The organism is Candidatus Marimicrobium litorale (assembly GCF_026262645.1).
Classification (GTDB): Bacteria; Pseudomonadota; Gammaproteobacteria; order Pseudomonadales; family Halieaceae; genus Marimicrobium; species Marimicrobium litorale.
Map to the genome: position 1 here is coordinate 2,426,493 of NZ_SHNO01000001.1, position 21,108 is coordinate 2,447,600.

Genomic DNA, 21,108 nt, shown 5'->3' on the forward strand with positions numbered 1-21,108 from the left:
GTAATGACGCGACACGAGCCCGCGTCAGGCGGGCTTTTTTTTGCCCACGCAATACAGCCGGGGCCCAGCGGCCATCTCTAGGCGCTGTCGGGCTCCTCCGATAAAGACGCCTTGCCATGCACGATGCGCCGCGACACCTGCTCACCCAACAGGTAGAGGCACGGCACGAGTAGCAAGGTAACCCCGGTCGCAAACAGCACACCGAAGGCGAGGGAGATCACCATGGGAATCAGGAACTGGGCCTGCACGCTGGTTTCAGACATGATGGGCATAAGACCGACGAAGGTTGTCAAAGACGTGAGAACAATGGGGCGGAAGCGGTCCTGCCCCCCCTGCAACAGCGCTTCAGCCAACTCGAACCCCTTGTCGCGCAGCTGGTTAATCCGGTCGATCAGCACCAGGTTGTCGTTTACCACTACACCCGCAGCGGCGATAACCCCCAGCAGGGAAAACATACTGACCTGCCAGTTAAAAATAGCGTGTCCAAATATTGCCCCCATGATGCCGAACGGCACGGCCGTCAGCACCAGAAAAGGCTGGAAATACGAGCGGAAAGGGATGGCCATCAAGGCATACACAATGAGCATGGACAACCCCATGTAGGTGAGTAGGGCAGACAGGAACTCCGACTCTTCCTGCAGTTCGCCATCCAGATCCATACTCAAGCCCGGGAAGCGCTCCTGCAGGACAGGCAAATGGTTGGCCACAATATCGTTCACGACAACACGAGGATCTGACGTACCGGGGGTGATATCTGCCGTCAACCGGAGCGTACGCTTGCGGTTCCTGCGATCAATGGTCAGATAGCCCGGCTGGTAACTGACCTCCGCCACGGTATCAAAGGGCACCTCCTCGCCCGACGGCGTTCGCACCCGCATCTCGCTGAGATTATCCACGGAGACGCGCTCTTTCTCCGGATAGCGCACCATGACCTTTACATCCTCCTTGGTACGGGGAATCCGTTGGGCTTCAGCGCCATAGAATGCCTGTCGTACCTGCCTCGCCAAGTCTGACAGCGTGATCGAAAGATTCTCCGCGGCGGGCTTCATGCCCAACTCTATCTCGTCGCGGGGTGACTGTGTTGAGTCATTGATATTGTAAACGCCGGTATGCGACTCCAACACCTCGTGCAAGTAATCAGAGACCTCGCGCAAGTCTTCCAGAGAGGGTGAAGCCATCACCAGTGTGATCGGCTTGCCGCGCTGGTTAATGGTGTAGTCCATGTGGAAGTCTTCCACAGCACCCGGGTCGCCAATTAACTCGCGCCACCGATCGGTGACTTCTTTCACGTCTACGGCATCCGAGGGGACATAAATCGCCACCTCCACCTCATTCGCGCTGCCGCGCGCAGCAATATGACCGATCACTTCCTCGCCAGGCCAGCGAGGATCACCGTTAAACTCTGACTTGACCTGCTCGGCCGCTGCTTCAACGACCTCCAGAACGCGCAACGTCTCCCGGAACGCCCCGCCCTCCTGGAGCGTGAGTTCGGCAAAGGTGAAATCCGAGGTGATCGCCGGGAAGAAACCCTTTTTCATCCAGCCACCGCCCCATAGGGCGATGCTTATCATCAAAGCCACGAGAAAAACGGCAACCACCAGCAGGTTCGCCTCGAGGCAACGCTGCAGAAAAGGGCGATACCGGGTGCGCGCGAACCGCACCATCCCGTCTGCGAATTTCAGCCGTATGGCCTCCAGTCGCCGCAGCAGGGCGAAACGGCTGGGGCGCAGGGGCCGCATGTGGGCCAGGTGTGCGGGCAATATCCACATGCACTCGACCAGTGAAAATGTCAGCGCCAATATCATCACTACCGGTATAGGCACACCCGCGCTCGCCATGTTGCCCGGTAATATCATCATGGGCGCCACAAAAATCATCGTCGATATCACTGCATACATCACCGGTTTCAATACAGACCGGGTCCCGAGGATCGCGCCCTCCTGACCGGGCTCACCCGCACTTTGATGAGCATAAACCGACTCGCCGACAATGATCGCATCGTCCACTACAATCCCGAGAATCAGCAGGAAGGCCAGCAGCGAAATCATATTCAGGCTGACACCGGTGTAGGGCAGTGCAAAGAAGGTGCCCATGAATGCGACCGCAATACCAACGCAGACCCACATTGCCAACAGCGGCCGCAGGAAAAGCATGAGCAAAAGAAACACAAGTGCCAGACCGCCAATCCCATTTTTGACCAAGGTATCGGCGCGCCCTTTGAACAATTCAGCTGTATCCTGCCAAAGCACCAGCTCAACACCCGGGGGAAGCTGCGGGGTCGTCTCCTCGATCCAACTGCGGGTCATTTCACTGGTAGCGAGGGTATTGGGATCTGATGTCACATAAATATACAGGTCGTAGGAGGGCTTGTCGTTGAAGCGCTTGCGCACATCCACATCTTCAAAACCATCTCTTATCTCTGCTACATCACCCAGCACTAATTGCGTGCCTTCCCGAGTACTCAACAACGGAATATTCTCGAAATCCTGGCGATTGTAGGCCTGGCCACGTGTCTGCAACTGTATGTCGCCGTCATTGGCCTTAATGACGCCCGCCGGCAGGTTCAGGGACGAATTCCTGATCGCGTCCACCACCTGCGCAAAGGTGAGTCCGTAACGACGCAGGGTGAATTCCGATACCTCAACCGATAACTCGTAGGGGCGAGGCTGCTTTAATTCCACTACAGAAATATGTGGACGGGACGACAGGTCATCGCGCAGCTGCTCACCGAGCTCTTTCAGTTCACGCTCGCTGAGATCCCCTGCCAACGTTACGACCGCCATCTGGTGACGATGCGCCAATTCGGTCACTACCGGGCGCTCCGCCTCCGCCGGAAACGTGGTGATCGCATCCACCCGACTCCGCACCTCAGCGCTGAGTCGCTGTATGTCATACCCACCCTCCGCCTCGACCAGCACGGTTCCCACACCCTGCCTTGCAGTGGAACGAATCTCCTCGACGCCATTGAGGTCATGAATCGCCTCTTCAATGCGCATACAAATCTGCTGCTCCACTTCGCTGGGCCCAGCACCGGGGTAAGGCAGGCTCACACTGACGGTATTCAACTCAAACCCGGGGAAGAACTGTTTGTCCAATGAGGGAATCGCCAGCGCCCCGCCGATGAGCAAAAACACCATTAGCAGGTTGGCGGCAATCGGATTGTTGACAAACCAGCGAATCGGACCAGGCATCACAGCGCACCACTGGCCAGCTCGGCGATTTTCACCGTGACCTTGGTGCCCGCCAGAATATTCCGCGGCTCACTGACCATGACCCTGTCACCACTGGACAGCCCCTGTACCCAAGCGTGCTCGGTATCACTTTGCAGAGCCACCACCTCTCTCGTCCGAGCAACCTGTTGATCATCGACCACCATCACCCAAGCCCCGGAGCGCAGAGCGTTGCGCGGCAGTTGGGTGACATTCGCCAGCGGTCGCCCACTGATTGTTGCGTGCACAAACATGCCCGGTGACAGCGGCGGTCGCTGACTGCCCTGCGTTCGCGCGAACGGCTTGTCTACCTCCGCCACTGCGTACACCACCCGGCTGTCGACATCGATACTGGCATCGGTGCGCACAACACGCCCCTGCCACTCCCAGTCCTGACCCGCAAAGCGGCTGCGCAACACCACGGCCGCCTGGCTCATCTCACCAACAGTCTGGTTATCGTAACTCAGGGGTAGGTCGAGTAGCGCAACCTGACGGTCGGTCAAGGGAAGGCGAACCTGCACAACATCGGTGTCATACACCATAGCAATCGCGGTACCGGGAGAGACAAATTGACCGATATCGACATATTTTTCCGAGATGCGCCCGTTAAATGGCGCCGATATGGCGGTGCGGGACAGGTCGAGTCGCGCTGCCTCGAGGTCCGCCTCCGAGGCTTTCAACAGTGCTTCCGCGGCGGCCACCTGAGGTTTGCGCAGGAATAATGAATTGCCCTGCTCACTGCCGAGGTCACGCCACTCCCTCCCGGCCTGCAAGGCGCGCCCTTTCTCCTCGGCAACACGCTGTTGCGCCTCTGCTACCTGAGACTCCGCTCGGGCGATGACAAACTGGTAGTCGATGTCCTCCACCTTGACCAGGGCTTCACCTGCGGCAAAAAAACCGCCTTCGGCGAACCGGGGCGAGACCTGCTCAACCCTGCCCCCTACCTGGCTCACCAGGTTAATCTCCCGCAGGGGCCGCACTGTGCCCTGTGTCTCCACGGACAACGCATGCACTTTCGGGTTAACCACCATCACACTCACCATGGGGGACGCTGTATCTTTTGGCACGCTGGGCTCGGGCTGCGATTTACCCACCAGCAATCCGTAAGACACACCAGCGCCCACCACCATAACCAGTGCCGCTGCAGCCCCCCTACCCGACGTTTTTAAAGCCATTTGCCCACCATTTAACCCTATCCCTTGACCATCATCGCCAGTCTACACCAGCGAGTAGAAACCGATTTCTAATGTACGCAGCGCCACCCCGGGCAGACCGCTCACGTTTTCAATGCGCCTTCAGGCCGCGGCGAGGCACCATTTTGCGCGGATCAGCCAAGTTCGTCCATCTAGTATGTTTATTCTAATTTTTTACCGTACTGTACGCCTCAATCAGCGAAAACACCTGCCAACACAGGCACGACAAGGAGATTCATCATGGCTCAGACAAGAACCACTGGCACCGCCAGCAAGACCACCAAGAAGCGCAAGCCCGCGGCCAAGCGCAAGCCAGCTGCTCGTCGCGCTGCGCCCACCAAGGCCAGCAAGACCTTCGCCGACAACGCTCAGGAGACCGGCCGCGATGTCTTCCTGGCAGGCCTCGGTTTTTATGGGAAAGCGTACGATCGCGTACAAGAACGCCTGGACGGCCTTCAAAAGCGTGTCGAAACCCGCCGAAAAAATGCTGACAAGGCCTACAAGGAACTGGTCAAGCGTGGCAAGAAGGTAGAGAAAGAAGCCAAGGTTGCGCTGGACGATCTAGATATCCCAAAGCTCGACAACCTGACCGACCGCAAGAAGCTTGAGCAGCAACTGAACAAGGCACGCGCCCGATTCGGCGAACTCAAAGAATCTGTCGGCCTGAAATCGGCTGCCTGATCTGTATCCATCCAGGAGAACGCATCCCTGCCCTGCAGGGGTTTTTGTGGGTCACCTCGTGTGGCCCTTTTTTTGTCCAGGATTTAACGCCTGCCGATGCGGCATTAAGTCTACGCCGAGGCAGCACTACTCATGGCGTGGCATCAGGACTGCTTACCCCTGCCTGTCACTTAACTCTCGCATGTTCATACAACGGATAATGATCCCCGCTTTTTTTACCAAACTTTTCTGTTTTAATGGGTGAAAGAGAATAACCTGAACAACTGACATATTGGGCGGGACGGCCAAGCATATGAGTGATGACAAAAATAAGGCAGGCGATATCGCCAAACATATCTGGCTGGCCGGGGTGGGCGCCTATGGTAAAGCGGTGGAAGAGGCACAGGGACGAATAGAAAAAGCAATGGAACCCCCCAAAATGTTCCGCGACCTGGTGAAGGCGGGTGCTGCGCTTGAAGAGGAAGCGAGGGAAAGCACCGTAGCTGCCAGGCAATCAGTGGAAGAGCGTATCGGCCGGGTACGGGATAATTTCCACAACCAGCGACCAGTGCGCATGGAAGAAATCGAGCAACTACAAAAAAAAGTCGACCAACTCACGCGTAAAGTAAACCAACTTACCCGGGCATTAACAGACGAGGGTGTTCTTGCGACCAAAGCCACCAAGACAGTTCGCAAAAAGGCAATAAAGAAAAAAGCGGCATCAACACGCATGACACCCGCCCCGAAAAAAACGCCCGCAAAGAAAAAAACGCCTGCGAAGAAAGCGCCCGCTAGCCGCAGCAGAGTGCGGGCCAAGAAGTCAGCGAAATCCAGTAAATCCTGATACGCCAACTCTGTGAAAACACGGGACAGAATCCTTCATACCAGCCTTGCTCTGTTCAATGAGGAGGGCGAGGCCAACACCACCACAATCGATATAGCCAACGAAATGGATATCAGTCCAGGCAACCTCTACTATCACTTCAAAGGCAAAGACCAACTCATCTCCGAGCTGTTCCAGCAATATGAAAGGGCATTGAGCGATACCTTGAGCGCACCCATCCAATCCCCTCTTAGCACCAAAGCAGGCAGCGTAGAAGACAACTGGTATTATCTTTATGTTGTTTTGGAGGAGATGTATCAGTACCGCTTCCTCTATCACAACCTGGATAACATACTGGAACGCTACCCGGATATCCGCCGGCGATTCAAGCGCCTTATACAACTGAAGCGTGCTGCACTGTACGCTATTTGCCACACACTCCTCGATCAGGAAGTCATCAATGCCAAAGACCAGCAGCTACTCGGACTGGCTGATAACATGACACTCAATCTGACCTTCTGGCTGAACTACGATGCACTGCTCAACGACACTCGCGCGCCACAAGTCACCATCCATCAGGGAGTCCTGCAGCTACTGACGATGATCGCACCCTATCTCGGTGATGATGAGCTGCGCTTCTATCACGACTGCGAGAACATCTTCCTCAATATGCTGGCAGATGGAGAAAGCGTCGACTCATAAGAAGAAGGGAGCAACGCAACAAGAATTGGTGTCAGTCCCATTGAGTATGAGTTCCGCACAGACCGACTGTCAGCGCTGCAACATAATTACATCGGCACCCAGTCTTTCCAGGCGCACACCGAACTCCTGCGCCCACCAAACCCAAGTGTCCTCACTAAAAAAACACACGTGTGTCGGGTCTCTCTTGTAGTGCCAGCTGACAAACGCATCGTGACTTTTCACAAGCTTCGTCATCACTCCCATCCAACCCTCTGGCTCCAGCATCGACCACAAGCGCTGCAGCTCTCGACCGGGCTGATGCAAGTGCTCCACCACCTCTGTTGCGCAAATGAAATCATAGCGAGCGTCGAGCACACTTTCCTCCGGTGCATAAAACGTGTCATAGAGCGCCACGTGGCAGCCCGCTTGGCGCAGCATATCGGCGAGTGCAGGCGCATTGCCACAGCCAAAATCCAATCCTCTTGCCGCATCTGGCAAGCGCTGTAGCAGCGGGGTAGCCAGCCGTGAGAGAAACTGCCGGTATCCCGCATCATTTATGGAATTTTGGTGCAGATCGTACTCTGCTTGCTCAGCCCTCCTGTCCAGGTAAAACGCAGGGGGAACAAAAACGAGCGCACAATTGCAACAACGTAAATAATCGCGTCGCGCATCCTCATGGTAGCGAGCGACATCGTGGCATTCACAGAGTGGGCAGTGTTTTTCACCTGACATCTGCTATTATCCCTTCTCACTTTACGTTAAGCCAAAGTTAAGGAGCGCAGCATGGCCATAAAAGCTGGCGACAAGATACCCGATTGCACACTCAAGACCATGGGCGACAAAGGTCCCTTGGATATTGCGACCCAGGATATTTTTTCGGGCAAGAAAGTGCTGCTGTTTGCAGTGCCTGGTGCCTTTACTCCTGGCTGTAGTCTGACACACCTGCCCGGCTACGTGGTAAACGCTGACAAAATCAAGGCTCAGGGCGTCGACACTATCGCCTGCATGTCGGTGAATGATGCCTTCGTCATGGGTGCATGGGGCAACGATCAGAACGCCAGCGAAATCCTGATGCTGGCCGATGGCAACGCTGACTTCACTGCTGCGCTGGGCTTGGAACTGGACGGTAGCGGTTTCGGCATGGGAACCCGCAGCCAACGCTTCGCCATGATTGTCGAGGACGGTACTGTGAGCCACCTGAACGTAGAGGATGGTCCGGGTGTCGACGCGAGTTCCGCCGAAACCATGATGACCTTACTGTCGTAAACGGCGGAAGCGGGGGCGAGTTGTCAGGTCAGCAAGATGTAACACACACTGCTTATCACCACCGCCCCCATCAAGTTGATCAATGCGCCCTCCCGCGCCATTTGCGCAGTCGATACAGCGCCACTACTGAACACCACAGTATTAGGCCCAGTCGCCACCGGCAGCATAAACGCACAACTGGCACTCATGGCGGCCGGCACCATAATGAGTTCCGGCGGCACGTTAGCGGCCAGAGCAGCGGCCGCAAGAATCGGCATGAGAAGCGCAGTGCTGGCTGTGTTCGAAGTAGTTTCAGTCATCAGCGTCACCGCAATACAAATCGTCACCATCAGCAGATAAACGGGCATACTGATCATAGCCGCCAGCCCCTGACCCATCACATCACTGATCCCGGAACTGACAAACCCCTTGGCCAGGCAGATACCTCCGGAAAATAACAGCAATACGCCCCAGGGTATGGTGGTCGCCCGCTCCCAGGTCAGCAGGCGGTTCCCTCGGCCATCGGGCACTAAAAACAGCAGGATCACAGCTAACAGGGCGACAGAGGCATCGTTGGCCGAGGGTAAGTTCAACCACGCTTGCCAGCCGCCAAACGGCTCTCCACGGGTGACCCAGGCCAGTGCTGTAAGCCCAAAAATTATCATGACCCGTCGCTCCTGCGGCTGCCACGGCCCCACTTTGGGCAGCTTCAAGGCCAGCGACCCCTGTAGGTTACGCGTGAGCACCAGGGCCATGGCGGGCACCAGCACCACCACCACAGGCAAGGCCCAACGCATCCACTGGGTGAAGCTGATCGATTGGCCGGTTGTTTCCTTGTAAACTTGCATAAAAATCAAATTGGGGGGCGTACCGATAGGCGTTCCCAGGCCACCGATACTGGCTGCATAGGCTATCCCCAGCAACAGTGGCGGCGCGAGTTTCGCGCGATTTTCGGCGCCGTCGAGCAGAGCCAGCGCTACCGGAAGAAGCATCAATGAGGTGGCAGTATTGGATATCCACATACTCAGCACAGCTGCAGCAGCCATGAAACCCATAACGAGACGCCGTCCGCTGGACGCACCAAACAGGTTGACCATTCCCAGCGCAATCCGCCGATGAGCCCCGGAGTGCTCCATCGCTTTGGACAGCAGAAACCCCCCCAACAACAACAGAATCAGCGGGGAGCCATAGGCCTGCGCCACCTCAGCGGGGGTCAGCACGCCAAACAGGGGGAATATGGACAGAGGTAACAGCGAGGTGACCGGGATCGGCACCGGCTCAAACACCCACCAGATGACGCAGACCACAGCGACGAACGCTACCGTTGCCGCGTCACCGCCATAGCCTGCTCCAAGGCAGGCCGTCGCTGCACCCGCCCCCACCAGCGGCCCCATCCAGAGGGCCATGTCATTCATCCTCGACACGTCGACTACTCCAGCGATCAGTGTGAGTCGCATCCTGTCCCACCAGCCGATCGCTGTAAAGCCCGCTGGAGGTGTCAAACGCGAAAGGCTACACTTCCGACCATGAAGGATGAATTACCTCAAACATTGACAGATCGATTCGGGCGCCAGGTAGACTACCTCCGCCTCTCTGTTACTGACCGGTGCGATTTTCGCTGTGTCTACTGTATGGCGGAAGATATGACCTTCGCGCCCAAGCAGCAGGTATTGACCCTGGAGGAACTGCAGGAGGTAGCCGGGGCCTTCGTCGAACTCGGTGTACGCAAGATACGCCTGACCGGCGGCGAACCTCTGGTTCGTAATAATATTTTGTCGCTGGTCGAACCTTTGGGCAAGCTCAAGGGTCTCGAGCAACTCGCACTTACCACTAACGGATCACAACTGCACCGCCTGGCAGAGCCCCTTTTTTCAATGGGCGTAAGCAGAATCAATGTCAGCCTGGACAGCCTCGAACCACGAAAGTTTCGGCAACTGACGCGGCACGGCAATCTCGACCAGGTTATTGCGGGCATCGATTCGGCTATCGATGCGGGTTTTAGCCGTATCAGGCTGAATGCGGTGATTCTGAAGGGACGCAACGAGGACGAAGTACTGGACCTTGTAAACTTCGCGCTGCAACGAGATATTGATATCGCCTTCATCGAGGAAATGCCCCTGGGCAAAATCGACGAGCACGACAGAGCGCTGAGCTTCCTGAGCAGCGAGGCCTTGCGCCAGATCATCACCCGCCAACTCACTCTGGAGGCCGCACCCGAGCAGCGGGATGCTGGCGGCCCGGCGCGCTACTACAAAACGGGGGGTAGCCCGAGCCGCATCGGCTTTATATCACCCCACAGTCACAACTTCTGCCACCTTTGTAACCGGGTCAGGGTGACCGCAGAGGGTCGGCTGCTGCTTTGCCTGGGCAATGAACACTCCGTCGACTTGCGAGCGGTACTGCGTTCAGGTGACTACTCGAGACAGCTGCTCAAGAGAACTATCGTTGAGTCGCTCCATATCAAGCCGGAAAAGCATCACTTCAGCCTCAGCGAACCGCCACAGATCATTCGCTTTATGAACGCCACGGGCGGTTAGACGACGTCCACGCCGCAGTTACTTTTCATCTAATCGTCATTGAGGTATCGCTTTGCACAATCAGGATTTTCCCCAGCTTGAATCAGTCGAACGCATAGAGCAGGGATTCGAAGCCCACGGTTACGTCTGCAGCAGAAAAATCGCAACGGCCGTGTTCCTTGCATTCCAGCTGCGTAAACCAGTGCTGGTAGAAGGCCCGCCCGGAGTGGGCAAGACTGAACTCGCAAAAACTATCGCCGTTTTGCTGGATACGCCGCTCATACGCCTGCAGTGCTACGAAGGGCTGGACGAGGCCAAGGCACTGTACGAGTGGAAGTATGGCAAACAGCTCTTGTATACCCAAGTGCTTAAGGAAAAGCTCGGCGACCTCCTCAAGGGCGCCGATGGCCTCGCAGAATCTGTGGAGAGACTGCATCTGTTCGGCGATATTTTTTACTCGGAGGAGTTTCTGGAACCACGCCCCCTGCTAAAGGCAATGCAGCAGGAGAAAGGCGCCATCCTGCTGATCGACGAAGTAGATAAATCCGACTACGAGTTCGAGTCATTGCTGCTGGAAATTCTTTCTGAATACCAGGTTTCGATACCGGAGATTGGCACGGTGAAAGCGACCACCTCTCCTATGGTATTCCTCACGAGCAACAACACGCGGGATATTTCTGATGCGCTCAAAAGACGCTGCCTGCATCTCTACATCCCTTTCCCTTCGGTCGAATTGGAAGAGCGCATTATCCAGACCCGCGTGCCCAATGTGCAGGAACAACTGCGCCACCAGCTGGTGGCATTCGTGCACTCCCTGCGCCAACTCGACCTGAAGAAGGCGCCGGCTATTTCAGAAACTATCGACTGGGCTCGCAGTCTCCTGCTGCTCCATGCTGACGAACTGGATGAAGAAATAGTCCGCAGCACACTCAATGTACTGCTCAAGTATGAGGACGACATCGAAGCAACTGATTCCGCACTGCGCAGCCTGCTCGTTGGCGAGGACACGAGCCAGCCTGGTCACTAACGGATAGGTACGATGCACTCGAATCTCGTCAGTTTTATCCAGATGCTACGCAGCCATGAGGTGAGGGTCTCACCAGCAGAGACGCTGGATGCAGTCGAGGTGGCCGCTGCACTTGGTTATGCAGATCGCGAACTCCTGCGCGACGGGCTGGCTATGACACTGGCCAAAACCGCGGAGGAAGAACTCATTTTTTTGCAGTGTTTCGAGCGATTTTTTAAGCAGAACCTGGCTGACTTCACAGCTCCCGAGCAGGCCGATAGCGAGCAGGCCGATGCAACGCTTTCCGACGAGAACACCGAAACGTCCGACGATAATTTCGACGGCTCACCAGAAAATGCCCTCGAACAAGCCGCGGAAGACTCACCCGCTTTGCGTTCACTCATGCAGGGCCCGTTAATGCAGAACCTGCTCAACAACGAGCGCAACGAACTCACTTTGGCAATGAACCAGGCTGCACAGCAAGTGGATTTGCAGCAGATACAGATGTTCACACAAAAGGGGCAGTTCACGCGGCGCATACTGGATGCCATGGGAGAGGAGCAGATCCGCAGGGCCATTATCGAACTGGAACAGGCAGGCAATCCCATCCTGCCGTTACTCCAGCGCTACCGCGACATGCTGCGAGAACAAGTGCGCGACTACGTTGAGCGCGAATATTTGCTCCACGCTGAGGGCAAGACACAGCAATTCATGGATGAGATTCTCAGTAAAACGCGCCTCAACAATATTGAACATGTTTACGTAGGTAAGGTACAAAATCTAATTCGAAAAATGGCCAAAAAATTAGCGAGTCAATACTCCCGAAAGCGCAAGCAAGTGAAACGCGGGCAATTGGATATGCCAAAGACCCTGCGCAAGGGTATTCCCAACGACGGGGTCATGTTCAATACCTATTGGCGTCAAGTTAAAAAAGATAAACCCCAGGTACTCGCGGTCTGCGATGTAAGCGGGTCGGTGGCTGCTTATGCGAAGTTCCTGCTGCTGTTTTTATACAGCTTGCAGGATGTGTTGCCGAGGGTGCGCAGTTTTGCTTTTTCCAGTCACCTTGGAGAAGTTAGCCAATATTTCGATGACTATCCCGTTGAGAAAGCGGTCGAGCTGGTTAACTGGAAGTACGGTGGCGCTACTGACTACGGCAACAGCCTGTTGGATTTCGCTAATCTTGCACTGGCGGATATAAGCAGCAATACCACGGTCATTATTTTGGGGGATGCACGCAATAATCACGGTGACCCGCGTCTGGATATTCTTCAGAGTATCTATCAGCGATCCCAGCGTGTGATCTGGCTGAATCCGGAATCAAGAAGATCCTGGGGGACCGGAGACTCTGAGATGCTGCGCTACCAAAGCGCCTGTCATTTTAGCGCTGAATGCAATAACCTTGTCCACTTGGAGCGAATTGTAGAACAACTGCTCAAGAGCACTCGCTGATCCCGTAAGGCTTACTCTGCAAGGAATGCAGCTACCGCAGCGTCGTTTGTGGTCGACACTGCGAATGCCTGGCGTATAGGTCTCCCACTATTGCCACGCGCTGCCTGGCAACCGCCGAGAGACCACCGCGCCAAGTGGCGCTCCTGTTGATCTACGTATTTCTGAATATTTATTTGCGAGGAAGCTGTTCTTCTGAAACTCGGGGCTGAACAAATACCTTTTCCCTGCTCACTGCGCGAATTGGTGATGGACCGCTATGCCGAACCTCCGGGCGCGGGCGCTGATGCGCATCCGATGGATACTGCCGAGCTGGTCGACTATTTGAAGAGCGTAGAAGACTTTAATATTCCTCCCTGGATAGCCGTCATGGAAAAAGTCGACGCCATGGGTGACCCGGCCACCCCCTCGCGTGAACAGACCGCTATTTTGCGCTGGCTCGGCAAGGGCCTGGAGTTATGGGAAAAACAGTATCCTCTGGAGGGGCGTCTCGGGTCCCGGGTGCGACACCTGAAACCACTGGCCGCAGCACTCGCCGTGACTGACCCTGGCTTCCTGCAACCGGGCGCTCACCCACTGCACCAAATGCTTGACAGTATTCACGAACGCGCCGTGGGATGGCAGTCTCGCCTCGACCGGGTTGGCGCAGCATTAGAGCAGCAGGTTACACAAACCATAGAAAATGCCCGCGGGTGGTTTGACGATCACTCGACTGACTTGGCACTCGTCGCGCAAACATTTTCTTCCGCAGCAGAAAAGGATCAGGCCCGAGCCCGACGCATGGTCCAACGCGTTGTCGAGACAGAAGCAGGCAAGTTGAGAACCGCAGAGGCCAAGAGTGAAGCCGCACACATGATCAACGCAGAACTGGCGCATTATGATACTCCGGAAGAAATCGGCGAATTCCTCACAGGACCCTGGTTCACCAGTGCCCAGCTGCTGTTCTTGAAGTTCGGCGCGGAGTCCGAGGAATGGCAACTGATGACCACCACGACTCACGATCTGCTTGACTCATTGCAAGCACTGGGCGACGCCGACGATGAGCGACGCCAGTATATTTTTGAAGCGGTCACCGAGCTGCCTAAAAGAATGCGCCGCTGGCTACTCAGCCTGCATCACGATACAGAAGCGGTCAACGAATCGATGGGACTCGTGGAGCGCGCCCATCTGCGTATCTTGCGAGAACAGCCTATAGAACTGACTCGCATTGCACCCATTGTCGTCATAGAAGCCAACGGGGGCCAGGCAGCGGTCCCACAATCCAACGCGGTTCTGAATACACTAAAACAGTGTTCCGAGGGACAGTGGTTTATCATCAAAAACGACGACAGCGTTCTTCGAGCGCAACTGGTGCTGAAAATCGAACAGTCGCAGCAAATGGTGTTCGCTAACATGGCAGGGGTAAAAGCCCTGCAGCTTAGTTACGAAAACTTCGATCAGCTGCTGACCGACCACAAGATTACCCCTATTCACAGCGGTGCCAGCTTCAGCTTGTGTCTCGCACAGGCTGCGGGCGTGGATACCATCGAAATACTCAATGCGCTAGCGGGCGCCATGCAAGGCATGGAGCCCGCCGCTGCACCCGCCGCCACCCTCAACACTGGCGCCCTCGCAGACAGCGATCTCGTTGAAATCCTACCCGATGAACTCGACTCCGTGCTCGGCGCACCGGAGGATGATATCGAAGCAGAGCTGGAACCTCCGTCGCTGGAGGAGTTAGAGCGCCATGCGACAGCGGAACCCTCCTTTGCGGGCTATCTCAGCAAGGCCAAGCCCGAACGACCTCCACCAACGCCCCAAACCCAGCAGACCAGCAGCGGCGATAAATCTGCGGGCTCCCTCGCGGAACAGGCACAGGCTATTAAGCCAAGAGCAGCGGTATCGCCACCTCCGCCCACGAATAACGACGAAAAGCCGGCGTTTCCCAGCGGAGCGGGGCTGGATATCGAGGAGACCAGTCGCTTTCTCTCAACCGATGACAGAGCAAATGCCGGGTTACTAAACGCGAATCAAGAGACATCCAGCTACCTCGGCACCATCGAAGAGGACGCTCAAGCCGGGCAACTGCAGGTCGACAGCTCCGGACTGCTCGAGGGTGAAGCGCCTCCTGATGCAAACCGACAGGTTGACCTGCCTATGGGTGTCTGGATTGGCTTTCATGATGGCGAAGCCCCCACTATGGCCAGGCTCGCCGTGTTCGATCCCAACGAGGACTGCTTTATTTTTGTCAATCGTCAAGGCGTCAAGATTCGCATCGTCTCCCGGCAAGAAATGCTGTCTCTGATCGATCATGACATGGTAGATATTCTGCAAATCACCTCCAATTTTCGAGAAGTGGTTACCGCAGCCAGAAAGAATCTGGAATCCTAGTGGCGCTCACTCATACCCATGAATGAAAAAAGACAATACCTCCGTATGCCGGTAGAAAGCGCGACGTTCGTCGAGCTGGAAGCACCGGGTATCGATAAAGATGAGGCAGGGCGAGTGGCAGCCTGTCACTCCCTTGACGTATCAAGAGGCGGTTTACAGGTGGTTCTTGAAGAAGAGCCTATTCTTGGCGCCATTCTCCAGATTGGTGTTGCCATACCCGGGTCGCAGGACACGATCTACCTCGTGGGAGACGTGCGCTGGTGCCTTCCAGATCGAGACGCACCGGGCGCATGGTTATGCGGATTCCGGCTAATGAACGCCAACGACTCAGACATAAAAAGCTGGATTGAACTTATCACTAATCTGGAATAACAGGCGCAACTCGCTGCCGGCCATGATGGATTCAGTTATCAAGAGAATCGTTGTTCGCCCTCTCCTGAATCCTTTTCTTCTTCTATCTCCTCGAGACTGAACCCTGCCGTGTGTCCTTTCTCCGGTGCAGCCTCGCCGCCTTCATTGGCTAGTTTTATCTTGAGCCTGACATTGTTTTGCGAGTCGGCATTGCGCAGCGCCTCTTCTTCATCGATGAGACCTTCCTGCTGAAGCTCGAATACCGCCGAGTCGAAGGTTTTCATGCCACTGCTTTCCGACTTTCTCATCACTTCTTTGATACCGTCAAACTCGCCGCGCTGGATCAACTCACCCACCCTGGGGGTACCCAACAATACCTCAACCGCCGCACACCGTTTCTTATCCACCGTAGGGACGAGGCGCTGTGAAACGACACACTGCAGGTTCATCGATAAATCCATCAGCAACTGGGGGCGCCGTTCTTCAGGGAAAAAATTCACAATGCGATCCAGTGCCTGATTTGCGTTGTTGGCATGCAGGGTAGATATACACAGGTGCCCGGTTTCGGCAAACGATATCGCATGCTCCATAGTTTCCCTGTCACGGATTTCGCCAATCAATATGACATCGGGCGCCTGACGTAGCGTATTCTTAAGCGCGTTATGCCAACTGCGCGTATCTACGCCGACTTCACGCTGGTTGACGATAGACTTTTTATGATTATGGACGTACTCCACTGGGTCTTCGATAGTAACGATGTGCCCACTGCTGTTTGCATTGCGGTAATCGATCAGAGCCGCAAGCGAGGTAGATTTACCCGACCCCGTTGCTCCGACAAAAAGCATTAGACCACGCTTACGCATGATCACTTCGGTAAGCACCTGTGGTAAGCGCAAATCCTGCCAACGGGGAATATCGGCGACAATGTTTCGTGCGACGATACCCACCTCATTGCGCTGCACAAAAATATTAATGCGAAATCGGCCATATCCAGAAACGGATATTGCGAGGTTCATCTCGAGATCTGCCTCAAACGTTTCGCGCTGAACCGTATCCATGATCTCGTTAGCGATATCCTTGATTTCACCGGGCTGCAAAATATCACCCGAAATGGGCTTGAGCGCGCCTTGAAACTTTGCGCACGGCGGAGCGCCGGTACTGAGGTACAGGTCGGACCCACCTTCAGCGGACAGAATTTTAAGCCACTCCACAATTCTCACGTCACCATCCTCCTGTTGCATGCGTCCGGATCAAGCGAGGCGACCGACCTCGGCGAAGGCATGGGCGCACTTTGGCAAGGTGCATCGGGAAGGTCAAGGCTGAGCGGGCCTACAACCCGCAAAGCGACAGTAAATGACTCGAAAGGGTTATAGCAGACACCCGGCGGGCTATTTTCTGTTAACTGGTCTGACAGATTGGCATCACGCTGCGTGCCCTGCGCTAGCCAGCACCGATACGTCCCAGTATCCTCCATCACTGCGACCCGCACTCTACAGAGGAGTCCAACAGTGGACAGTACGCGCCCCACCCCCCTCATCGATGATCTTCAAGGTACGCGTGTGAAGCTGGAATCCTGGATTTCAGATCATCGCGGCCACACCGTCAGAATTCCAGAGCTGAACATCCCGGAATCGACCGGGATGTCCAATGTCACGCTGCTATTTGACATCGAGTGGAGCGAAGCAGGCAAAACCCACTCGGAAGCGGTTGTCGCGAGACTACAACCTGAGATTGAGCGGCCAGTATTTCCCGATTACGACCTCAGCTTGCAGTACGAAGTGATGGATGCTGTAGGCAAACACAGTGACATACCGGTCCCCGTCCTGCGCGGCCTGGAAACAGACCCTGCCCTGCTGGGTGTCCAGTTTTATCTGATGAAACGCACGGATGGTCGTATCCCGACCGATATGCCGCCTTACAATATGGATGGCTGGATGATGCATGAGACCGATATCGCGCAGCGGGCCAACCTGTGGAGTTCAGCCGTCGACACAATGGCGCGCTTTCATCGCCTGGATTACCGGGAGCTCGGCCTGCAGCGGCTTGAGACCTCGGGGAAAACGCCGCTGCAACAGCAGCTGGACTATTGGCAGCGCTACCACGACTGGGCACTGGAGGGCGTCACACATTCGATTTGCCAACCCGCTCTAGACTGGTTGCAGGCCAATCAACCTGAGGATGAGCCTACCGCGCTTTGCTGGGGTGACGCACGAATGGCGAACATTATCTTCAAGCCATCCTTCGACGGAGTCGCGGCCATTCTCGACTGGGAAATGGCCGCGCTGGGCAACCCGCTGCAGGATCTTGCCTGGTTCAATCACATGGACGCCACCTTCTCCGAGGGGCTGGGCGCGCCGCGACTGGAAGGCCTGCCCAACTACGAGCAGACCAAGTCCCAGTGGGAGAGTGTTTCAGGGTTTGCCACGCGGGACTACGACTATTACCTCATATTTGCTGGAATGCGCTTTGGCCTGCTGTTGTCTCGCATCATGCTGGCAACAGACCAGAACAGTGAAGTACAAGATAACTTCGCCTGTCAGTTGCTGCAGAAATATATGGATCGACTGGGCTGAGAGACCGACCCACCCGGCGACCGCGAAATTAGCATTCGAGAGCGGGTAGTCCTTCACATTGCGCCACAAAGGCTGCATGCGGCGCCGCCTGTACTCTGCTAAGATTCGCCACTACACTTGGCGTCGCGTCAATTTCAGATCGGCATATTGGCACCCGGCTTCAGTCCTGGTGCAGCCCCACGCCCCGTTTGACCGAGGAGTCTCCATTGTCTTCCCAATTGCAAAAGGAACTGCAGGCGCTGGCACAACCCGGCGCCCTCGCTACGCTAACCGGCATCAATCGCGGCATTGAAAAAGAAAGCTTGCGCATCACTCCTGCGGGCAAACTGGCTCAAACCCCTCACCCTGAGGCGCTAGGCTCTGCGCTGACACACTCTTCGATCACAACCGACTACTCCGAGGCGCTTCTGGAATTCATCACCCCGGTCAATGACAGTATCGACAGCAGCCTGACGAAACTCGAAGACATCCACAGCTTTACCTATCGCCACCTCGACGAAGAGATACTGTGGGCTGCCAGCATGCCCTGCATTGTCGCCGGTGACGAAGGTATCCCCGTCGCGCAGTATGGCCGCTCTAATGTGGCCCGCATGAAAACGGTCTACCGGTATGGCCTCGGGCACCGCTACGGAAGACTGATGCAAGCGATCGCGGGCATTCACTACAATTTCTCCATGCCAGACGAATTCTGGGAGCAAGCCTGGCATGCGAGCGGCAAGACAACGTCGAAAGCAGACTACATTACAGGCCGCTATCTCGGCCTAATCCGCAACTTTCGTCGCTACTCGTGGTTACTGATTTACCTCTTCGGTGCGTCGCCCGCGGTGTGCGCGAGCTTTTTGCGTGGCAGCGAAAATCATGGGCTGGAACCCTTCGATGGCAATGGCAAGAGTTTTCATCTGCCCTACGGCACGGCACTGCGCATGGGTGGCCTGGGGTACAACAGCACCGCTCAGCAACATCTCAACGTCTGCTACAACAGTCTGGAGCAATACGTGGCGACACTGTCATCGGCGATAGGTCAGTCCCACTCTGCCTACAGCGCTATACCGACCGGCGAGAACGACGACTACCAGCAGCTTAATGACAGCCTGCTACAGATCGAGAACGAGTTCTACAGTCCGATCAGACCCAAGCGTGTAGCACAGTCCGGTGAAGCCCCACTAAAGGCACTAATGCGCGGCGGAATCGAATATATCGAGGTGCGTTGTGTTGATATCAGCCCGTTCTGCCCTGTAGGTATCGATGCACAGCAGGTTCGGTTTCTCGACACGTTCCTACTTTACTGCCTGCTGGAAGACAGCCCTCCCTGTAATGACGAAGAGCAGGCGACGCAGGCGTCAAACCTTGAGGCTGTGGTAAACCGCGGTCGTAAGCCCGGCTTGCAGCTCGATGAGGGTAACGGGGCGGTCACACTGTGCGATTGGGCCGATACGTTGCTCGAATCCATGCGCCCAGTGGCCAAATTACTTGACACTGCGCACGGCTCGACAAGCTATGAGGCCAGCCTTGCAGAGCAGAGCGCGAAGGTCGTCGATCCGGCGCTCACACCCAGTGCAAAAATCCTGCAGGAGATGCAGGAAAAAGGACTGCCCTTTTTCAGGGTCGCCATGGCCTACAGCGAGCAATGGGCCGACTATTTTCACAAGCGCCCGCTGTCCGACGAAACGCTGGCGGACTTTGAAAAAGAAACCCAGCGCTCCCTGCAGGCTCACGCCGACTTAGAGCAAACCGGTTCGCTCTCATTCAGCGAGTATCTTGAACACTTTTTCGCTCAATACGAGAACCTGCGGGACCTGCATTGAACTTTCTGGCCCATTTTCACCTGGCGTGGCCTGATCAAGCATTGATCGCCGGAGGTCTCGAAGGCGACTATTTCAAGGGGCCACTGCCGGGCACTCTGCCCCCCCAACTCGCGCAGGGCGTTCGACTGCACCGACAAATCGATGCCTATACGGACAGCCACCCCATTGTAAAAAGCCTACGCGAAGCGCTTCCCGAGTCCCTGAGACGCTATGCGGGCATACTGATCGATTTGTGCTTTGATCACTTCCTGACCCTGCACTGGGCGCGCTTCTCCTCGGTACCATTGCGGCAGTTCAGCGACCGGATCTATGAGGCACTCAAGGCCCACGACCATCAGCTCAGCGAGGGGGCGCGCGCCATGGCAGCGCGACTGGCAAGGCACGATGTATTGGTGCTGTTCGAACACTGGGACACTGTGATTACGTCCGCCGAGCGCACCGGGGAGCGGTTTAAGCGGGAGAATCCTTTTCGCAACATAGATCAGCATCTTTCACCTGCGAAGGAGAAATTGGAGCATGCATTTTTGAACTTTTACCCTGATTTACAATCCTTTAGTCTGGGGCGAGGCCACAGCTGAATTTGCGCGCCCTACTAAAAGCCCCTAATGTTGGCATGGCTGTGCTAACGAGATAACCGCAGCGAGAGGATAGCAACCCCATGATGCTGAATACACTTTCCCCCCGCCTGGTGTTCTGCGGACTCGTCCTGCTGGCCATCGCTGCAATGCTATTTGCCCGCGTTTACCTGCAGGGCTATCTGGGCCTGGAGGCTTGCCCGTTGTGCATGACGCAACGTGTTTTTGTTGTCCTGTGGGGCATGATTGCGCTGGTTGCCGCACTGCATAATCCGCGCAGTCTGGGCCGGCGTGTATACGGGGCCCTGTGCGCTCTGGCGGCGACAATGGGCGCCGCGGTAGCGGGTCGCCACGTTTGGCTGCAACACCTGCCGGAAGACCAGGTACCCGCATGCGGCCCAAGCCTCGAGTATATGCTGGAGAATTTTCCTTTTGCGGAGGCACTGCGTCTGGTGATGATGGGTGATGGCAACTGTGCCGATACGGTATGGACGCTCTTCGGACTCAGTATCCCGGAGCAAACACTGTTGGTCTTCTGCGTGGTAATCGCCATTTCTTTGTGGCAAGCCTTGCGCGAGGACCCACGCGAACATTAGGCCGTTCCGGCACATATCCACCCGCGGGCGCTTGCCTGACCCGCTGGGCAGTCATA

Annotated in this window: 18 protein-coding genes; 13 read left to right on the plus strand and 5 right to left on the minus strand. The window is 55.9% G+C overall.

Annotation, left to right across the window (positions count from 1 at the left end; all coding sequences use genetic code 11):
• Positions 1-77: 77 nt before the first annotated feature.
• Positions 78-3,191, minus strand: coding sequence for an efflux RND transporter permease subunit (locus tag EYC82_RS10860; protein ID WP_279249553.1), 3,114 nt, complete (start codon positions 3,189-3,191; stop codon positions 78-80).
• Positions 3,191-4,384 (minus strand): efflux RND transporter periplasmic adaptor subunit, encoded by a 1,194-nt coding sequence (locus tag EYC82_RS10865; protein ID WP_279249554.1) that lies wholly within the window; start codon positions 4,382-4,384, stop codon positions 3,191-3,193. Before EYC82_RS10865 ends, EYC82_RS10860 begins: the two co-directional genes overlap by 1 nt.
• 258 nt (positions 4,385-4,642) lie before the next feature.
• Here EYC82_RS10865 and EYC82_RS10870 point away from each other — a divergent pair, with 258 nt between their 5' ends.
• From EYC82_RS10870 to EYC82_RS10880, 3 genes are all read left to right on the plus strand, one after another.
• Positions 4,643-5,083: a hypothetical protein gene (locus tag EYC82_RS10870; RefSeq protein ID WP_279249555.1), complete on the plus strand. Its 441-nt coding sequence runs from the start codon at positions 4,643-4,645 to the stop codon at positions 5,081-5,083.
• Between the two features lie 292 nt (positions 5,084-5,375).
• Positions 5,376-5,906, plus strand: coding sequence for a phasin family protein (locus tag EYC82_RS10875; RefSeq protein ID WP_279249556.1), 531 nt, complete (start codon positions 5,376-5,378; stop codon positions 5,904-5,906).
• A 12-nt stretch (positions 5,907-5,918) separates the two neighbouring features.
• Positions 5,919-6,587 carry a TetR/AcrR family transcriptional regulator gene (locus EYC82_RS10880; RefSeq protein WP_279249557.1) on the plus strand — a complete coding sequence of 223 codons (669 nt, stop codon included), beginning with the start codon at positions 5,919-5,921 and terminating at the stop codon, positions 6,585-6,587.
• A gap of 69 nt (positions 6,588-6,656) precedes the next feature.
• Here EYC82_RS10880 and EYC82_RS10885 read toward each other — a convergent pair whose 3' ends face one another.
• A complete protein-coding gene (locus EYC82_RS10885) occupies positions 6,657-7,298 on the minus strand; it encodes a class I SAM-dependent methyltransferase (protein WP_279249558.1) in 642 nt (213 codons plus the stop codon).
• A gap of 51 nt (positions 7,299-7,349) precedes the next feature.
• Here EYC82_RS10885 and EYC82_RS10890 point away from each other — a divergent pair, with 51 nt between their 5' ends.
• Complete coding sequence (locus tag EYC82_RS10890) at positions 7,350-7,832, plus strand: peroxiredoxin (RefSeq protein WP_279249559.1); 483 nt, start codon at positions 7,350-7,352, stop codon at positions 7,830-7,832.
• Positions 7,833-7,855: 23 nt separating this feature from the next.
• On the opposite strand, the gene EYC82_RS10895 is transcribed toward EYC82_RS10890, so the two are convergent.
• Complete coding sequence (locus tag EYC82_RS10895; RefSeq protein ID WP_279249560.1) at positions 7,856-9,268, minus strand: SLC13 family permease; 1,413 nt, start codon at positions 9,266-9,268, stop codon at positions 7,856-7,858.
• 69 nt (positions 9,269-9,337) lie between these two features.
• On the opposite strand from EYC82_RS10895, the gene moaA reads away from it, so the two are divergent.
• The 5 genes from moaA (at position 9,338) to EYC82_RS10920 (ending at position 15,524) form a co-directional block, all read left to right on the plus strand.
• Positions 9,338-10,348: a GTP 3',8-cyclase MoaA gene (moaA, locus tag EYC82_RS10900; RefSeq protein ID WP_279249561.1), complete on the plus strand. Its 1,011-nt coding sequence runs from the start codon at positions 9,338-9,340 to the stop codon at positions 10,346-10,348.
• A 52-nt stretch (positions 10,349-10,400) separates the two neighbouring features.
• Positions 10,401-11,354, plus strand: a complete 954-nt coding sequence (locus EYC82_RS10905) for an AAA family ATPase (RefSeq protein WP_279249562.1) — start codon at positions 10,401-10,403, stop codon at positions 11,352-11,354.
• 12 nt (positions 11,355-11,366) lie between these two features.
• Positions 11,367-12,785: a VWA domain-containing protein gene (locus tag EYC82_RS10910; RefSeq protein ID WP_279249563.1), complete on the plus strand. Its 1,419-nt coding sequence runs from the start codon at positions 11,367-11,369 to the stop codon at positions 12,783-12,785.
• A gap of 246 nt (positions 12,786-13,031) precedes the next feature.
• The gene (locus tag EYC82_RS10915; protein ID WP_279249564.1) at positions 13,032-15,152 is read left to right on the plus strand and encodes a DUF1631 family protein; all 2,121 of its coding nucleotides are present in this window, start codon (positions 13,032-13,034) and stop codon (positions 15,150-15,152) included.
• 18 nt (positions 15,153-15,170) lie between these two features.
• Positions 15,171-15,524: a PilZ domain-containing protein gene (locus EYC82_RS10920; RefSeq protein ID WP_279249565.1), complete on the plus strand. Its 354-nt coding sequence runs from the start codon at positions 15,171-15,173 to the stop codon at positions 15,522-15,524.
• A gap of 38 nt (positions 15,525-15,562) precedes the next feature.
• Here EYC82_RS10920 and EYC82_RS10925 read toward each other — a convergent pair whose 3' ends face one another.
• Entirely contained in the window at positions 15,563-16,723 is a 1,161-nt protein-coding gene (locus EYC82_RS10925; protein ID WP_279249566.1) for a PilT/PilU family type 4a pilus ATPase, read from the minus strand.
• 288 nt (positions 16,724-17,011) lie between these two features.
• Here EYC82_RS10925 and EYC82_RS10930 point away from each other — a divergent pair, with 288 nt between their 5' ends.
• The 4 genes from EYC82_RS10930 (at position 17,012) to EYC82_RS10945 (ending at position 21,052) form a co-directional block, all read left to right on the plus strand.
• Positions 17,012-18,076, plus strand: a complete 1,065-nt coding sequence (locus tag EYC82_RS10930) for a phosphotransferase family protein (protein WP_279249567.1) — start codon at positions 17,012-17,014, stop codon at positions 18,074-18,076.
• 206 nt (positions 18,077-18,282) lie between these two features.
• Entirely contained in the window at positions 18,283-19,881 is a 1,599-nt protein-coding gene (gene gshA, locus EYC82_RS10935) for a glutamate--cysteine ligase (protein ID WP_279249568.1), read from the plus strand.
• Positions 19,878-20,459, plus strand: coding sequence for an acyl carrier protein phosphodiesterase (locus EYC82_RS10940; protein WP_279249569.1), 582 nt, complete (start codon positions 19,878-19,880; stop codon positions 20,457-20,459). The genes gshA and EYC82_RS10940 overlap by 4 nt, the downstream gene beginning before the upstream one ends.
• 80 nt (positions 20,460-20,539) lie before the next feature.
• The gene (locus EYC82_RS10945) at positions 20,540-21,052 is read left to right on the plus strand and encodes a disulfide bond formation protein B (protein ID WP_341475057.1); all 513 of its coding nucleotides are present in this window, start codon (positions 20,540-20,542) and stop codon (positions 21,050-21,052) included.
• Positions 21,053-21,108: the final 56 nt, after the last annotated feature.

What these genes read in the sequence shown, in the direction of transcription:
- EYC82_RS10860 (WP_279249553.1), bottom strand. Translation starts at nt 3,191, where the DNA reads ATGCCTGGTCCGATTCGCTGGTTTGTCAACAATCCGATTGCCGCCAAC.
- EYC82_RS10865 (WP_279249554.1), bottom strand. Translation starts at nt 4,384, where the DNA reads ATGGCTTTAAAAACGTCGGGTAGGGGGGCTGCAGCGGCACTGGTTATG.
- EYC82_RS10870 (WP_279249555.1), top strand. Translation starts at nt 4,643, where the DNA reads ATGGCTCAGACAAGAACCACTGGCACCGCCAGCAAGACCACCAAGAAG.
- EYC82_RS10875 (WP_279249556.1), top strand. Translation starts at nt 5,376, where the DNA reads ATGAGTGATGACAAAAATAAGGCAGGCGATATCGCCAAACATATCTGG.
- EYC82_RS10885 (WP_279249558.1), bottom strand. Translation starts at nt 7,298, where the DNA reads ATGTCAGGTGAAAAACACTGCCCACTCTGTGAATGCCACGATGTCGCT.
- EYC82_RS10890 (WP_279249559.1), top strand. Translation starts at nt 7,350, where the DNA reads ATGGCCATAAAAGCTGGCGACAAGATACCCGATTGCACACTCAAGACC.
- EYC82_RS10895 (WP_279249560.1), bottom strand. Translation starts at nt 9,268, where the DNA reads ATGCGACTCACACTGATCGCTGGAGTAGTCGACGTGTCGAGGATGAAT.
- moaA (WP_279249561.1), top strand. Translation starts at nt 9,338, where the DNA reads ATGAAGGATGAATTACCTCAAACATTGACAGATCGATTCGGGCGCCAG.
- EYC82_RS10910 (WP_279249563.1), top strand. Translation starts at nt 11,367, where the DNA reads ATGCACTCGAATCTCGTCAGTTTTATCCAGATGCTACGCAGCCATGAG.
- EYC82_RS10915 (WP_279249564.1), top strand. Translation starts at nt 13,032, where the DNA reads ATGGACCGCTATGCCGAACCTCCGGGCGCGGGCGCTGATGCGCATCCG.
- EYC82_RS10920 (WP_279249565.1), top strand. Translation starts at nt 15,171, where the DNA reads ATGAATGAAAAAAGACAATACCTCCGTATGCCGGTAGAAAGCGCGACG.
- EYC82_RS10945 (WP_341475057.1), top strand. Translation starts at nt 20,540, where the DNA reads ATGATGCTGAATACACTTTCCCCCCGCCTGGTGTTCTGCGGACTCGTC.